This window comes from Bacillus cereus group sp. MYBK15-3 (genome assembly GCF_051916765.1).
Lineage (GTDB): Bacteria > Bacillota > Bacilli > Bacillales > Bacillaceae_G > Bacillus_A > Bacillus_A cereus.
Window position 1 is genome coordinate 484,756 of sequence record NZ_JBQAHG010000002.1, and the last position, 16,150, is coordinate 500,905.

Consider the following 16,150-nt stretch of genomic DNA (forward strand, 5'->3'; position numbering starts at 1 on the left):
TAATTCATACTTATATATGTGCTAATTTCCACCGACCATTAGCTCTCTGTAACAGGGATATAAGATACTACTGCGATTCTTTCAACGCGTATATATGAAATTGTGTAAGAGGATGGATGCAAAAAAGTCCCTATCGGAAAATCCGATAGGGACGATAAAAATCGCGGTACCACCCTATTTGTAAACAACTAATTGTTTACCACTCACTTTACGATAACGGAAAGATCCGTCTTTCTCTTCATGCATAAAAAGCATTACGGGAAAGAAGCTCCAGAATTGTAATTCACGCTTGTATATGTACTGATTCGCACCAACCATCAGTTCTCTGGGACAGTGATATAAGTCGCTACTAGCATTCCTTCAAAGCCGATATATAATTCGTTCAACTAAACTATGTTTTGTATTATAAAACTATATTAAAAAAATTGTCAACAAAAATTTTTTATCCCGTGTTAATGAGCAGTAAAATTCCTACCTCAAAATTCGGTGGGAGAATAACTGCCCGTAACCCCCGATTGGTGAAGGCTAATAATCAGTGGGGATGAACAAAATCTCTACTGATTAAGGCTTCACTTTATTTCACTTCTAAATTAACAGTTAAATTAGAGGTATTGCCAGCTGCATCAGTTGCTACAATGTGAATAGTATTTTTTTCTTCGTGTAATTGAGTGCGATCGAAATAAATGTCATAGCTTTTCTCCCAAGGGTTCAGGAATGCCTGTTCCCATACACCATTTCCGTTAATTTCATATTGCATTCTCACTGGAATACCAGGTGCTATCCAACCAGATTCTGACATCCAATCTAGTAGAATATCATCAACTTTTCCTCTAATTACGAGATTTTCTTGGTCAACTTCGTGTGTTAACTTAGGTGCAGTTCGATCAAGAAATACAGCAGCTGTTTGTTTTGTTTCTCCACCAGAATTAGAAGCAACTGCTTCGATTTGATATAGCCCGTCAGCTAAAGGAGTGCCATCTGCTTTTGTACCATTCCATTTGAAAGGTTTGTATCCAGGAGTTGCATTTTTAGCTTGATGGATAATCCCTTGATACGTTACACGTTCTTTCGTAACTAAATTTGCATGTAATGTTACATCATCCACAGGCGCAACTAAATAGTAGTTGATGAGATTATCATCTAGTACGTGGTCGCCATTTGGGCTAAAAGTAGAATTAATAATTTCAAGTCCATCGATACGTTTATAATCTTTAGGATCGATACTAAATGTGAATGGAATTCGAATTTCTTCTTTTGCCCCTTGTTCTTTTACATATACATTTCCAGTATACACACCTTGTGGTAGTGAGCTATCTACCGTGATAGTAAATGGTTTTTCGGTACTACTATTCGGTTGTATGCTAATCGATGAAGGGACAGAAGCTTTTACTTTTGTTTTTGTGTTGGCATCTAGTAATTCCACACGAGTTGAAAAACTTTTCTTTTTACTAGAAAGGTTTTGTAATGTAACATTTTGCGTCAGTTTTACTTTTCCGCTATTTGGCTTAATAAGACCAAAGCTGACATTGTTAGGTTTTACTAATACATTTGTTTGAGCTGCTTTCGGAATGTTAATTAAACCAGATCCTTGTGCCATAACAGGGTATGTATTTTCATTGACATCATGTAATGTTTTTGCATTGTTAGCAAGAGCCGCTTTCAATTGTTCTGTCGTCCAATCCGGATGCATTTGACGCAAGAGGGCAACCGCTCCAGCTACTTGCGGAGCAGCCATACTTGTTCCGTTATGCGATTCATAGCCGCCTCGCGGTACTGTACTAGTAATTTGTACTCCAGGTGCAACAACATCAGGCTTTATTAGCCAACTTCCTTGTGATGGTCCTCTTGAACTAAAGTTACCGATAAGTTCTGTTTGCTTTGGTTGTCCAATTTTTATATTTTTCTTTCGTTTTGTGATTAAAGTTTTTAATTCTTCCCCATTTGTATTTGATAATTGCATTACTGGGATAGCCAGATGTTCACGTGAAAAATATTCCGGCATCATATTAATTTCTTTTTCGTTAGAGATTAATAACACACCAAGTGCCCCAGCTTGCTTCGCTTGTTCTGCTTTTACTAATGTACTAGAAGTACCTTGTAAAATAAGTGCGAATTTCCCTTTCACATCTTGTTTTGCATAATCACTTGGATTGCCATAACCAACATATACAAGAGGGGAATCATTTCCTATTGGAAAATCGGATTTTGATAACGGTAACCCTTGATATGTTTTGCTGGAACCAGCTACTTGGAATGTTGGAAACGGGATAGAAACCGTAGATGCTCCAACAGAAATGACACTACTTGCGTTACCGGGAGCATCAACAGACCAAGGTTTTGGTCCGTCATTTCCATTTGAAACGACAGTAGTAACACCAAGTTTCGCTGCTCGTTCTAACGTTAATGTTACAGGCTGATCAGGTACATTTAAATCTTGCCCAAGGGAGAGGTTTAACACATCCGCACCATCTTGAATCGCTCGCTCAATCCCTTGGATAATATCATCTGTTGTACCAGTTCCACCGTCATTCATTACACGATAGGCTAGAATAGAAGCGTTTGGAGCAACGCCTTTAATTTTTCCATTACCCGCAATAATTCCAGCTACATGAGTACCATGTACGTTACCATCCATTGGATCGCTATCTTCATCAACCGTGTCATATCCACCGATATAATTTGCCTTTAAGTCAGGGTGTGTATAGTCTACGCCAGAGTCGATAATGGCTACTTTCATGCCTTTTCCATCAAGCGGTTTGCCAGATGGATCTTTTAAATTCCACGCTTCAGGTGCACCAATTGTCGGTCCACCGATATTTGGTGCTTCTTCGTTAGTAGTACTTTTTGATGTTTCATGCAATTTATATGTTAAGTTCGGATAGACTGCTTTTACTTCAGGTAAAGAGGCAAGAGAGGTAATTTGATCTCCAGGAACTGAAATAGAGAATCCGGAAAATAACGTATTATACACTTCTTTAATTTTTGCACCAGGTGCTTTTTCTTTTATTTTCTTAGTCGTATCTTCTTGTGCTTTTTTTAGCTCAGCATGATAAGACTGAGCATTACTATTTTGTAAATCTGGAGCATGCTGAATATTACTTTGAGCAGCGAGAGGTGCATGTTGCAATTCTACAATTACTGATATTTCTTTTGTTGTTTTCGTTTCAACATTTTGAGCAATTTTATGTTCTCTCCACTGTTCAATCGTTGTTTTTAATTGTGGACTAAATTGCTTCTCCTTTTGTAGTGATTCAGCATGAGCGCTTAAAGCTCCAAAACTAGAAAAGACAAGCGCCATGCTTAATAGTGTAGATGTAGTTTTTTTCATTGATACTCCCCCCTGATAAAAAGTGCCAATATTCAGAAATAAAATCTTACATTTTAGTTATAACTTATAAATATAAATGTTGGCTAAACTATACTTTCGACATAATTCATACCAATACTCTATGAATTGAAAATTTCTTGGGAAATTTTTTCTGATTATGTCGAATCGATATTTTTCACATATTGTAGGAAGAAAGTGAGGAATGCTATGAGGGAAATGGAGTGATGGTATGAAAAGGCTAATAGTAAGTGGTAGTGTAGTGTTGTTTATGTTTTTGTGTTCTATCACTATTACTAGCGCAGAAAATAATAGTGTGAAAGTTGCTTTTATTCGTCATCATAACCTTTGGATTAAAGTTGAGGGGAAAGAAAAACAACTTACAAAAGGAGAGAACATAACAGGGCCAAAGTGGTCACATGATGGAGAATGGCTGGCATATGTAAAAGGGAAGAAACAAAATATTCTTGAGTTATATCGGCTGAAAGATGGAAAGAAAGTTACGCCGTTTCACTCAGAAGCATCGAATTATCAATGGTCACCAACAGAAAATATAATTGCATTTATATTTACAGGTACATTAAATACATTTGATGTAGAAAAAAAGAATGCAGATTTTGAAAATGTATCGGCTGGTGTAGGGGATTATGAATGGTACCCCGATGGAAAGAACTTTCTTGTATCCTCTGAAGCGCACTTACTTCCAACAGGATGGACAGGGGCTCAGCTATATGAAGTGCAAAAAGATGCACATATGAATCCTCACAAAATGAAGCATTTGTATGCATTGCCAAATGAACATGATGATTTCCTAGCGCTAGTAGCAAGTGGCTTTAAGTGGTCACCAGATCAAAAGTGGATTTCATTTTTAGCAGTACCGACAGCTTCATGGTCAGCTGATAGTAATACGCTTTGCTTAGTTCGTGCAGATGGCAGTCGGCTTGAAAAAGTAGATCAAATGTTACTAAACGCACAATGGTTTCAATGGGCACCAACAAAAAATATATTAGCTTATATTGAAGGGAGCGGAAGAGTTGCATTAGAAAATAAGCATTTAAAAGTAAAGGAATTGCCAGCACTTCAGCAGAACATATTTACGCCGAAAGGATATGTTGATTGGGATTTTGTATGGAAGAACGATAGAGTAATTATCGTTTCACGAGCAAAGGAGGCAGGGATAGAAACTCCACCAGAAAAAAGGCCACTACCATCTTTGTATGAGGTCGATAGTACAAGTAATGCACAGCATCAAATCACAAAGAAAAAGAACAGGCAAGGGGATTACCACCCGATCTTCATGAAGAAGAGTAATCAATTAATTTGGATACGTTCAGACCGTAAGAAAGCGGATGTATGGCTTGCTCATAAAGATGGGAAACAGGAAAAGAAGTGGATTGAAAATATAGATGTACCAGCGTGGTATTATGAGAAATGGAATTGGGAAAATGTCATCTCGGTGAAATAACAATAAAAAACTGCCTAAAAGATCATTTTAGGCAGTTTTTTATTGCTATTTATGCGTTTTATTTGGCTTTTTTTTCGCTGGGTTTCCGTTCCCTTGGCGCTTTCTATTTTGTTCATCTTTTGCTTGTTTTTCATGTAGTGTATCTAAAAATTCATTCGAGTTACTCATTTTTCTATCGCTCCTTTCATTTCGTCCTAATTACTATAACCATTTAGGAGGATAATCATGAGTTAGAAGTTAGGCACTTAATTTTCTTCGATAATGTAAGTAAAATATTCCATACATAACAAATAGCATGAGTAAAACTTGTAACTCTACATTTTCCTTTAAAATAGCTGCGATAGGGTCTGGTAAGTACGGTGATTTATCGTTTGTGCTTAAACCTAACCATTTATTTAAGAGGCTAATGGTACAAAACATAAAAACACCGGACCAGCTTGCCGTAATTGCTTTTTGTTTAATTTTTGTTTCACGTTCATCATCTGTAATCCAGGGATTAGCAGTTTGATCACTACTAAAGAAGCCGTTTATATATCCCCATACAATCATTCCAATAAAGACAATTATCCATTTCATATATGTAATTCTCCTTTCGGTGTAAAAAGTATTTTACATGTAATATTGTAATATTTTACAAAGATTAGTGTCAAATGTTTTTTACATATCGGTTTTTATACAGCAGGAATAAAGAATGCAATAGGGAAGAAATATGTGTGAGGATTTTATAGTAAGAGGAGGCTGAATATGAAAATCGTTTTTGTTCGGCATGGTGAAGGTGAACATACAACGGATTTACCAGAAAGTTTACAAGTGTTTGACCCACCATTGACGAGAGTAGGAAAGGCTCAAGCTAAATTACTTCAATGCAATGTGCCATTGCAAGAGACGGATATATTAATTGCTAGTCCTACACTTAGAACTTTGCAAACGGCGACAATATGGAGTGCGAAAGTTGCTTGTCAAAAACTAGTCCATCCATATGTATCCCCACGTATTTTTCCTTATCGAGAAGGAGCGAAAACATTACCGTGCGATTATATAGTAGATCAGGGAATGATAACAAAGTTATTTCCGCATTTTTCGATAGAGAAAAGCTCAAATAATCAGTTATGGAAGGAAGGTATAAACACTATTTCAGAGAATAGTTTTCAGCAAATAGTAGATAAATTTCTTCTTTGGTGTTATGAACTGGGTGCTGAAAGAATTTGCATTGTATCTCACGATGGAACAATTACAGCATATAGGCAATATTTACAGAAAGTCGTTTTAACTAGATCAGATTTTTTGAAAGAAACGGGCATATATGAAATGGATTTATCCCATAAAATTCTGATTGATAAGGGCTGATTATAGGATGGGGGTTGTATGTTGAATATTGCATTAGTAGTTGGTTTTAATTCGGATTTAGAGGCGCAATCAATCCGAGCATCTCTTGAATATTTTGGTGCAAGGGTTGTGACATATTGGATTGGTAGACCGAAAGATTTTGTGGAAGTTCTTTCTGGAAAGAACTTATTTAACAATATTAATTATATTATTTTTTGCTTTCATGGTGAAGAAGGGAAGTTTGTCATGGAAGAGTTAGGCGAAGAAGTATATGAACAAGATGAACCGAGAGGGTATTTTGGTACAGAAGAAATTTATAAATATGCAAAATTGCATAATACACATATTGTAAATAGCGGGTGTACGTTAGGGGAGCAAAATCTAGCAAAATCTTTTTTACATAGTGGTGCGAAATCATATATTGGATCGATTGATTATGTAGATGGAAATGCAGCACTTATGTTTACTATACGCTTATTTTATGGGGTTATTAACCATGGGAAAACGTTAGAAGAAGCGTTTCAAGAAGCGAGTTTAATTGATGAGGAGACACATACATTTCGATTCTATAATTAGTGTGAAACACGTTTATTCTATATTCGAATAAACGTGTTTCACATTTAACTCGCATTTTTTTTACATTTTTTTCAATGAAAATGGTTATCACTTGTGGTATGATATGTTCAAGTTTTTACAGGTAATAAAAGTTACTATATAAACGTTAGTTTTTAATGTTTCATACGCATGTCACAGATTATTCATAATTAACGTTTGAAAAATAAGTAACTAATGTTATTATATTATCTGTAACTAACTTAATTACAACTTTAGGAGGAAGATATGGTTATTCAATTTTTAAGAGAAAACAAAGCAGTTTCTTTTGCATTAGCAGTAATTCGAGTATATCTTGGTTACACATGGTTAATGGCTGGAATAGGTAAACTACAAGGAAAAGGATTCGATGCAACAGGTTATTTGCAAGGGGCAATTGAAAAATCTAAAGGTGCACAACCGGCTGTTCAATCTTGGTGGGCATCATTCTTACAAGAATTTGCAATTCCAAATGTAGATTTGTTTAATACACTTGTAACATGGGGAGAAATTTTAGTCGGAATTGGTTTAATTGTAGGCTGTTTAACAAAAACAGCGGTCTTTTTTGGTCTTGTAATGAACTTTTCCTATATGTTTAGTGGGTCAATTGGTGTGAACCCTGAGATGGTTATCTTATCTATGTTTGTTCTTGTTTCCGGTATGAACGCTGGGAAATTTGGAATGGATGGCTTCGTTATCCCGAAAGTATTAGGATCAAAAACTCCAAAACGCCAAAAGCAAGCTGCTTAATATATGAAAACGGGTATCTCATTTTGAGATACCCGTTTATGTTATTTTTCAACTTTAATCGGATTGTTCTTAAAGAAATCTTTTACATACCCGACAAATTCTTGTGGTTCTTGGCGAAATGGTGCATGATAACCTTTTTCAATAATATGTAAAGTGCTATTTTTTAAGAATTGATGATACGTTTCTCCTTCTTTCCAGGAAACGCTACTATCATTTCTGCCCCATATAATTAAAGTTGGCTGTTTTATTTCATTTGCATTAATTTTAAGACGTCTAGGCCATAATTTCATTTTATTATAATGCTCTTCATCATTACGTTTGAATTTCACTTTGCTTTCATCATAATCTGTAATAGAAGAAACGGCATTTAAATCAGTCGACAATTGTGGTTTTGGTGAGCCTTGTTTATTAACGAATGTATGAGGGCCACCTGTAGCATCAGTTAAAATAAGGTGAGTAACTGCTTCAGGATATAAATATGTTAAATTTAGAGAAATTTCTCCCCCCATGGAATGCCCCAGTATTGCGAATGAATCATACCCTAGTTTTTTCATTAATTTATAATACAAATTTGCATGAGTTGGAAAAGAATAATAAAAATCCATTGGCTTAGATGAGCGCCCGAATCCTAAAGCATCTACAGAAATAATTGTATGATCTTTTGCTAGATCGGAGTAAATCTTTTGAAAACCATCTGATGACCCTCCAAAGCCATGAATCATAAGTAAAGGTGGTTTTTCATTACCAATCTTTTTAAAGTAAATGGTTTGACCATCTATTTCTACCATTTTTTCCTCGGTAGCTAGTTTCGCTGTAATTGTATTTTCAACTTGTTTTACTTGTTCTACTGGCTTTTCTGCTGCACTACATCCTACTAATAGTGTAAGAGTAAGACAACCTACCATAAAATAGCTAAATCGCTTCAATTAGGTGTCTCCTTTCTAACATAACGCTGTATCTATCATAGCAAATAGCATATTACGATTTCCAGGAAGTTGGCTACCATTTTTTATCATAAGAGGTGAAAGGAGCGTTTCTTGGAAATTTTCTGTTTGAAGAAATTGACGAAATGTAAATTGTGAGTGTGGAACATCAATTCGTACTATACCATTCCAACATTCACATATCTTTTTTAATAATTGGATAGCATCTTCTTCTTGCTTGGCGATAAGTGGATTGATACATAATATATTGCCCTTTTGTATGCATAATGAAAAAGCTTCTATACAGTTATTTCTTTCAATTTTAAAAGAGTGTACGGTCCTTGGTAATAGCAAAGAGTAAAGTAGAGAACGATTCATACCAGTTGCAATTTGATCCAGAGAAGTAACAGATATAAGGTCTTCTTCTTGTACTTGTTGTAAGTGAGAAGGGTACGTCTTAATAGTTTGCTTTTCAAAACGATGAATCGTTGTTGCTGTTTGAAATCCGCATGATGTGTATAGAGGTTCGCCAGCTTTTGTCGCAATAAGTGCAATGGGTTGTTTTGGATGAATTTGTTCCAAGCAATGATTTAGCAACATGCGCCCTATTCCGCGTCCTTGAAAATTAGGGTGAACGATTAACATACCAATGGAAGCGAAGTTACTTGTAAAGGGAAATACTCCTCCAGTCGCAATGAGTTTGTTTTCATGAATGTAACCTACAAGTGTGCCGATAGAAAGATACATTTCGAATTGTTTTTTCATAAAAATTTCATCGTGTAACCATCCAACAGATTTGCAAAGATTAAGTAATTCAAAAATAAAAGATTCATTTAGCTTTACTATTTTCATAAAGGCTCACCGCATTTCTATTTATTTTCATAAACATAGAGTCAAAATGTAAAAAAAGAGATTTACGTTAAATGAAATCCAACTTGTTTATATTTAAATTGTAAAGGGCGGAATGATTGATACAAAAAGACAAACTTATACAAATTATAACTGATATTTACATAAGTTAACAAAAAATTTACATACAGCTAATTTTCTCTTAATAGTCTTCCATTAAATTTGATAGTGGGAAATGAATAACCTAATTAGGGGGATAAGACAGTGAAAAAGTTTGTGAAAAAAGCATGGCCATTTGCAGTTGTGGCATCATTAGCAGTTACTTCGGTAGCAACATGGAATTTTACTCGTTCTAGTGAGGTTAATGCAGATGAGAACGGAAGCAATGCAAAGATTAAAAATGTTATCGTATTAATTGGGGATGGTATGGGTCCTTCATATATGACGGCTCACCGTTATATGAAAGATAATCCAAAAACCTTTGAAATGGAATCTACAGAATTTGATAAGCATCTTGTAGGAACACAAAAAACATACCCAGAAGATGAACATGAAAATATTACAGACTCTGCATCGGCAGCAACAGCTATGTCAGCAGGAATTAAAACATATAATGCTGCAATTGCAGTTGATAATGATAAAGCGGAAGTGAAAACAGTTCTTGAGCAAGCGAAAGAAAAAGGGAAATCAACGGGACTCGTTGCAACTTCTGAAATTACACATGCAACACCAGCTGCTTTCGGTGCGCATGACATTAGCCGTAAAAATATGGATGCAATTGCAAATGATTATTTTGATGAGAAAATTAAAGGGAAGCATAAGGTAGATGTTATGCTTGGCGGCGGCGTAAAGAACTTTGTTAGAAAAGATCGTAATCTTACAGAAGAGTTTAAGAAATCTGGTTATAGCTATGTAACGGATCGAGATCAATTGTTAAATGATAAAAATGATCAAATTCTTGGTTTATTTGCACCAGGTGGATTAGATAAAATGATTGACCGCAATGAGAAAACACCTTCATTAGAAGAAATGACTAATGCAGCAATTGAGCGTTTGAACAAAAATAAAAATGGTTTCTTCTTAATGGTGGAAGGAAGTCAAATCGACTGGGCTGGACATGATAATGATATTGTTGGTGCAATGAGTGAAATGGAAGACTTCGAAAAAGCTTTCAAAGCAGCGATTGAGTTTGCGAAAAAAGATAAAAATACGTTAGTTGTTGCAACGGCAGATCACGCTACTGGTGGCTTATCTTTAGGTGCCAATGGCGAGTATAACTTTAAAGTAGATCCAATTAAAGCTGCAAAACGCACACCAGACTTTATGGCAAATGAGATTGCAAAAGGTGCAAATGTAGAAGAAACATTGAAAAAGTATATTGATTTACAATTAACTCCAGAAGAAATTCAAGCTGTAAATGATATAGCTCCGTCAAAAGATGTAACAAAGATTGATAATGCAATTGAAGATATTTTCAATAAGCGCTCGGTTACAGGCTGGACAACAGGTGGACATACAGGGGAAGATGTGAACGTGTATGCATTTGGTCCAGGTAAATACTTGTTCTCTGGCGTTCAAGAGAATACAAATATAGCGAAACGTGTCTTTGATATTGTTGGCGGTGGTGATCCGAATAAAGGAAGACGCTAATTAAGAGCGAAAGTGAGGCGAACTGCCTCGCTTTTCTTTTTAGGAGTTGGAAATATGAAAAAAATATTTGCGAAATTAAGATTCCTTCTAGCATTTGTAGTATTACTAGTTGGATGTCAACAAGAAGAGAATAATGTAGCACAAAAATCTACTACTAAAAAAACTGAGGAAAAGGTACAAATAACAAAAGAAGAAGAGAAATCTATTCAAGATATTATTCATACATTTGTGCGAACGACCAATGAAAAAAATCTTGCAGAACATATGGAGTTATTTTCAAAGAAGATGCCTAGTGCTGAAGACTTAAAAACACAAAAAGAAGCCGCATTTCAAAAGGGAAATAAGAAAATTGAATTGGAACATATAGATATGAATGTTAGTAAAGTAGGGTATGTTATTGTTGAAACGAAAGAAAAGGAAGTAGACGACAGTATTACTCTTCAAAAGAAAGTACAGTATGCCCTTGGAAAAGAAGAGGGTAAATGGAAGATTGAAGAGGTTCGAACAATAGAGAAAAAATAACGTGAAACTTTAATAAGTGTGGAGTCGTACTTCCAAAAAATGATATAAAAAAGGTTCTCATTGGCGAGAACCTTTTTTTATAGTGGTAGCATAATTTGATTTGAACATGCCTCAATATCATCAATATCTTGACGAATTGTGGCCATTTTATTATCCAGATCTTCAGCTTTCATTGCTGCATCATGTAGTTCATCTTTTAAATACTCCGGTATTTTTCCTTCATATTTATAATAAAGTTTGTGTTCTAAACTTGCCCAAAAGTCCATTGCCAGTGTACGTAACTGAATTTCTGCAAATACATCTTTTGTACCAGAATTTAGTGACAAAGGGTATTTAATGATCATGTGTAAACTTTTATATCCGTTTCGTTTTGGGTTAGCGATATAATCTTTTACTTCTATGACTTCCATATCTTCGCGTTTTTGAATGACTTCTTTCAAATGATAGATATCTTCTACGAAGCAACATGTAATACGAATACCAATAATATCTTGTAAATGTGTTTGAGCATTTTCAACTGTTGGTAATAAGTTTTTGCGCTCTAGTTTTTTAATAATACTTTCAGGTTGTTTTAGTCTTGTTTTTATATGTTCAAACGGGTTGTAATCCTCTAGAAATTGAGCTTCCCGGTTCATAATTTCAAATTTAGTTTTTAACTCTTCTAAAGCAAATGTATATGGTAATACAAAAGCTTTCCAGTAGTTAACTGTTGATTGATTATATTCCATTTATATACACACCTTTTCCTATTTGCAAGTGAGGTCGTTATTATACTAAATACCAAATCATATAAGCGCAAGCAGCAAATGATGAGATCATAAAGCGATATTTAGTTTTCATACTTTCAACTCCTTTCGAGTAAGATTTTATATAAATAAACGTGATTGTTAATAAGTTCACTATGTACAGTTTCTATAGTAATAGATTCGTGTGAATTTCGTATGAACTAATTGTTTCAGCTTTTTGTCTTTTTTGCTGTTAATCATAATTATTATTCGGATTTAAAGTGTTTTTATTTGATTTATCTATTTTTATAAATTAATGTATATTTAAATTTACAGTTATCGAGGAGGATATATGGTGAACTTTGAAGAATTAGCAATTGCTAGACGTTCTGCAATGAAATTTATACAAGGTATAGAAATCCCTGATGAGGATTTTAAAAAAATATTTGAGTTAACTAAGCTTTCTCCATCTTGCTATAATTTGCAGCACACACATTATGTTGTAATTCGTGATCAAGAGCGAAAAGAAAGATTAAAAGAATTAGCTTTTGGTCAATATAAAATATCGAGTGCATCAGCGGTAGTGCTCGTTTGTGGTGATAAAAAAGCATACCAAAATGTTGAAAATATTTACTTCGGTATGAAAGTTTTAAAAATGATTGATGAATGTGAATATGAAGATACAATTAGGCAAACGAAAGGTTTATATGAAGGAAAAGGAGAGCGTTTCATGGAGGATGAAGCGATTAGAAATGCTTCGTTAAGCGCGATGACTTTTATGTACGCAGCTAAATATTATGGCTATGATACATGTCCAATGATTGGTTTCGATGAAAAAGCAGTACAAAGTGAATTGAATATGCCGGAGCATATAGTACCTGTTTTAATGATTACGATAGGAAAAAGTGATACGACTAAAACTCGCCCACGAGGATATCGAAAGCCGATTAGTGAGTTTGTTACATACGAATCGTTTTAATAAAGTGAAACTTTTAATCAGTGGGGGTCTTACTGCCCGTTAATGCGGGAGAAAATTTATTTAACTATAAAAACAAGGGGATTCTAAATGGAATCTTCTTGTTTTTGCAATTGACAAATAGAATGAAGTTTTATAATATATAAATCGTAATAATTACGTTTTAGTTGCGATTTTTGAAAAAAAGGAGAATTAAATATGCGTGTAAATATTACATTAGCTTGTACGGAGTGCGGTGATCGTAATTACATTTCTAAAAAAAATAAACGAAACAATCCAGAACGCATCGAATTAAAAAAATATTGTCCACGGTTAAAGCGAGTAACGTTACATCGTGAAACGAAGTAGAAGACTAGAGATATCTCTAGTCTTTTTTGTTAATAAATTTTAGTTTTCTTTGTTATAATTACCTTAAATTGTAAGATTGAGGAGGGGAATAATGAATCAAAAAGATAAAGAGAGAAAAGAGCGAGTGGCTCATATTATTGATATTCCAGGTGATTATAGGCTTGTTGTAGATGATCAAGAAGGGGTTGATGACCCGTATCATTTATTGTGGTGGGCACATAAAGATGATGAGGAGAAACAGATACAAATTACATTAAATAGACATACTGGTAATTTAATTGAATTTAGGATAGATGATGAAAATTCTTTTTCAAGTGGCAAGGAAGCGATAGAGGAGAAGAAGGCAAGAGAGATTGCAAATGCGTTCTTGAAAAAATATACAAAAGAAGGATATGAATTCTATACATATGTAACGGTTAAGGACGACAGGCGCGGTTGGAAAGAAGTAAATTATATGCAAGAAGTGAATAGCTATCCATTGCCGAATACAGGGTGCGTTGTGCGAGTGCACCCTTCAGGTAATGTTGTGCATTTTCATTACAATGGACAAAAAGCTATAGAGAAAAAAACGTTATGGCCAAGTGAAATTGTTGAGGAGAATATCGTTTTAGAAAATTTGAAAGCTAGACAAGATATGAGACTTGTATTTGTAGATTTAACATACTCTTCATGTGAGTATGAAAGCGGGGAAGAAGTAAAAGGGTACCAGCTTGTATATGAACCAGAGCCTAGTCATGCGTTTATTGATGCAAGTACAGGTAAAGATTTATTTGGACTAGATCATTATAAATTACCTTCGGCTGTAGCTGTTGAAAAATCGAAAAAAGGTAACGAACGAGGTGACGTATTCGAATTATTTGACTGGAATAAAGAAGGTTTTACAAAAGTAGATGAGACAGAAAATGATGATGAAATAAGGATGAAATTTGTTCCGAAAGAGGAATTACAAAAACAGAAAGAAGAAAAGGATCCATATTTAATGAATGAATTCTTTAAAAAGCATTTACCGATGTTGAAATATAATAATTTAGTTAGCGTTAAAATTGATAAATTAACCAATGAATTAACTGGTTTTATAAAACTGACAGATGATAAAGAAGTAAAGCAAATACTGTCTAGAGAGGAATGTTTACAAAAAGCACTTCAATTTTTAGAACGAGTTATTCCAGATATCACACAATATCTGCGTCTTTGGGAGGAACGTGAAGAAGCAGAAGATGGGATTGAAAGATTTATCTTTTCTGTATATATAAATGATATTCCGGCAGAGTATAACCAATTTATGATTAACATCAATGCAGAAAATGGTGCTGTTATGCACTACTCGGGGGAGTCTAGCAACTTTATAAAAAAATTGCTCACATATGAAATAACACCAAAAGTAACTAAAGAAAAAGCGTTAGAAATATACAGAGAGGCTATCCGAGTTAAATTAGAATGGTTTTTAGATCATGATGCAGAGGAAACGAAATACAAACTACTTTACAAACAAACGACAGATGAAAAACATAAAGAACCTTTTAATTGTAGGCGGGAAATTCGTTATATTGATGCCCAAGCGGGGAGAAAGATTTGGAGTAAGTAAAATAAAAAGAGTTATTTTTCAAAGAAAATAACTCTTTTTATTTTTATACTTTGCCTGTTCGTTTTTCAAAAGTAAATGTGATAGGAAGATTGGAATGAGAACTATCACTTTTAAATATTACTTTCCATTCTTTAGTATGGGCTTTAATTTCAAAATTAAGAAGATTCATCGCTCTACGTTTATCTATTTCTAAAAACATATTATGAATTTCTGGTTCTTGCTGTAAATTAAGAGCCTTTAGTGTGACTGTAAATGTGAAAAAATTCTGCCCTTCATATACTATTTTTGATATTTTTGTTTTTTGTTTATTTAACAGCACATAAAAACGGTCTGATGGAGTTAATTGTACAGAGTCATCAGTAATTTCATTTTCGCTATTATGAAGTTCAACTAAGTAAGATGTACTATGGGAAGAATCTTTTTTGCTTGTAATCTGTAATTCAGTAGGAATCATCGGTATTTCATAAAAATCATTTCTTATTATGTTGTTGTAATCCTCTGAAAATTTACGAACTTCTTTTGGAAAAGAGTCTTCTTGTGTACTTAAAAAAGTTTTGTTTTGCTTTGGAATTTTTTTACTAAAATTTAATGTTTCTTTAAAGTAATAATTGGATCCAGTTAAAAATAAACAACTACAGATTAATAAAAAAATTCGATACGGATTTTGAAAGTGAAAGAATAATAGTATACATGTAATAATTCCAATTACATAGAAAATAAAGATAAGTAGTTCTAGTTTTGAGTGAAAGGAGAAACCATAGTTATGAAAAAATTTTATTCCAGTTATAATTTGAGCTCCAAAAAATAAAGAAATTCCAAATTGAAAAAATAATAAATCAGGCCCTCTTTTAATAACAAAAGTAATGAACGAAATGAAAAGTAAAAATACCCCTAAATAAATTGTTACATTTAATAATCGTTCTAATGTAATCATGAATAGTGTCCCCTTTAATAGCATATTCATATATAAATAACAATTTTATTTAATTATAATATAACGATAAAATATTTTAAATGTTAGAAGTGTTGAGTTTTATAAATAAACTGTACAGACACAAACAACCTCACGCCCACATACACATAATAAAGACCACTATTTTGGCGGAGGTGAAAGG

The 16,150-nt window shown here is 34.0% G+C and carries 16 protein-coding genes and 2 other annotated features (1 of these 18 cut by a window edge); of the genes, 9 read left to right on the top strand and 7 right to left on the bottom strand.

Going from position 1 to position 16,150, the window contains the following annotated elements:
• Positions 1-94: a binding site (T-box leader), on the bottom strand (it extends 134 nt beyond the left edge of the window).
• Between the two features lie 50 nt (positions 95-144).
• Positions 145-373 (bottom strand) — a binding site (T-box leader).
• Positions 374-574: 201 nt separating this feature from the next.
• Positions 575-3,328 carry a S8 family peptidase gene (locus ACTFR8_RS10910; protein WP_100619252.1) on the bottom strand — a complete coding sequence of 918 codons (2,754 nt, stop codon included), beginning with the start codon at positions 3,326-3,328 and terminating at the stop codon, positions 575-577.
• Between the two features lie 229 nt (positions 3,329-3,557).
• Here ACTFR8_RS10910 and ACTFR8_RS10915 point away from each other — a divergent pair, with 229 nt between their 5' ends.
• Positions 3,558-4,790 carry a TolB family protein gene (locus ACTFR8_RS10915; protein ID WP_144607926.1) on the top strand — a complete coding sequence of 411 codons (1,233 nt, stop codon included), beginning with the start codon at positions 3,558-3,560 and terminating at the stop codon, positions 4,788-4,790.
• Between the two features lie 45 nt (positions 4,791-4,835).
• Here the strand turns inward: ACTFR8_RS10915 and ACTFR8_RS10920 are convergent, their stop codons facing one another.
• Positions 4,836-4,958 (bottom strand): DUF4023 domain-containing protein, encoded by a 123-nt coding sequence (locus ACTFR8_RS10920; RefSeq protein WP_000071866.1) that lies wholly within the window; start codon positions 4,956-4,958, stop codon positions 4,836-4,838.
• A gap of 69 nt (positions 4,959-5,027) precedes the next feature.
• Positions 5,028-5,366, bottom strand: a complete 339-nt coding sequence (locus tag ACTFR8_RS10925) for a hypothetical protein (protein WP_000871153.1) — start codon at positions 5,364-5,366, stop codon at positions 5,028-5,030.
• Positions 5,367-5,534: 168 nt separating this feature from the next.
• Here ACTFR8_RS10925 and ACTFR8_RS10930 point away from each other — a divergent pair, with 168 nt between their 5' ends.
• The 3 genes from ACTFR8_RS10930 to ACTFR8_RS10940 all read left to right on the top strand — a co-directional run bounded on the left by ACTFR8_RS10930 (position 5,535) and on the right by ACTFR8_RS10940 (position 7,457).
• Entirely contained in the window at positions 5,535-6,137 is a 603-nt protein-coding gene (locus ACTFR8_RS10930; RefSeq protein WP_000706242.1) for a histidine phosphatase family protein, read from the top strand.
• 18 nt (positions 6,138-6,155) lie between these two features.
• Positions 6,156-6,692 carry a hypothetical protein gene (locus ACTFR8_RS10935; RefSeq protein WP_000931929.1) on the top strand — a complete coding sequence of 179 codons (537 nt, stop codon included), beginning with the start codon at positions 6,156-6,158 and terminating at the stop codon, positions 6,690-6,692.
• Positions 6,693-6,956: 264 nt separating this feature from the next.
• Positions 6,957-7,457, top strand: a complete 501-nt coding sequence (locus ACTFR8_RS10940; RefSeq protein ID WP_000236592.1) for a DoxX family protein — start codon at positions 6,957-6,959, stop codon at positions 7,455-7,457.
• Between the two features lie 41 nt (positions 7,458-7,498).
• Here ACTFR8_RS10940 and ACTFR8_RS10945 read toward each other — a convergent pair whose 3' ends face one another.
• The gene (locus tag ACTFR8_RS10945) at positions 7,499-8,383 is read right to left on the bottom strand and encodes an alpha/beta fold hydrolase (RefSeq protein ID WP_144607928.1); all 885 of its coding nucleotides are present in this window, start codon (positions 8,381-8,383) and stop codon (positions 7,499-7,501) included.
• A gap of 15 nt (positions 8,384-8,398) precedes the next feature.
• On the bottom strand, positions 8,399-9,232 hold the full coding sequence (locus tag ACTFR8_RS10950; RefSeq protein ID WP_097918784.1) for a GNAT family N-acetyltransferase: 834 nt from the start codon (positions 9,230-9,232) through the stop codon (positions 8,399-8,401).
• A gap of 261 nt (positions 9,233-9,493) precedes the next feature.
• On the opposite strand from ACTFR8_RS10950, the gene ACTFR8_RS10955 reads away from it, so the two are divergent.
• Both ACTFR8_RS10955 and ACTFR8_RS10960 read left to right on the top strand, forming a co-directional pair.
• A complete protein-coding gene (locus tag ACTFR8_RS10955) occupies positions 9,494-10,879 on the top strand; it encodes an alkaline phosphatase (protein WP_000714912.1) in 1,386 nt (461 codons plus the stop codon).
• 54 nt (positions 10,880-10,933) lie between these two features.
• On the top strand, positions 10,934-11,401 hold the full coding sequence (locus ACTFR8_RS10960; RefSeq protein ID WP_000717903.1) for a hypothetical protein: 468 nt from the start codon (positions 10,934-10,936) through the stop codon (positions 11,399-11,401).
• 77 nt (positions 11,402-11,478) lie between these two features.
• Here ACTFR8_RS10960 and ACTFR8_RS10965 read toward each other — a convergent pair whose 3' ends face one another.
• Positions 11,479-12,129: a GTP pyrophosphokinase gene (locus ACTFR8_RS10965; RefSeq protein ID WP_000456219.1), complete on the bottom strand. Its 651-nt coding sequence runs from the start codon at positions 12,127-12,129 to the stop codon at positions 11,479-11,481.
• A gap of 349 nt (positions 12,130-12,478) precedes the next feature.
• Here ACTFR8_RS10965 and ACTFR8_RS10970 point away from each other — a divergent pair, with 349 nt between their 5' ends.
• The 3 genes from ACTFR8_RS10970 (at position 12,479) to ACTFR8_RS10980 (ending at position 15,035) form a co-directional block, all read left to right on the top strand.
• Complete coding sequence (locus ACTFR8_RS10970) at positions 12,479-13,105, top strand: nitroreductase family protein (protein WP_000245976.1); 627 nt, start codon at positions 12,479-12,481, stop codon at positions 13,103-13,105.
• Between the two features lie 195 nt (positions 13,106-13,300).
• Positions 13,301-13,450, top strand: a complete 150-nt coding sequence (gene rpmG, locus ACTFR8_RS10975; protein WP_001265617.1) for a 50S ribosomal protein L33 — start codon at positions 13,301-13,303, stop codon at positions 13,448-13,450.
• A 91-nt stretch (positions 13,451-13,541) separates the two neighbouring features.
• Positions 13,542-15,035 carry a YcdB/YcdC domain-containing protein gene (locus ACTFR8_RS10980; RefSeq protein ID WP_100619256.1) on the top strand — a complete coding sequence of 498 codons (1,494 nt, stop codon included), beginning with the start codon at positions 13,542-13,544 and terminating at the stop codon, positions 15,033-15,035.
• Between the two features lie 43 nt (positions 15,036-15,078).
• Here ACTFR8_RS10980 and ACTFR8_RS10985 read toward each other — a convergent pair whose 3' ends face one another.
• Positions 15,079-15,999, bottom strand: a complete 921-nt coding sequence (locus tag ACTFR8_RS10985; RefSeq protein ID WP_002005744.1) for a hypothetical protein — start codon at positions 15,997-15,999, stop codon at positions 15,079-15,081.
• Positions 16,000-16,150 lie beyond the last annotated feature (151 nt).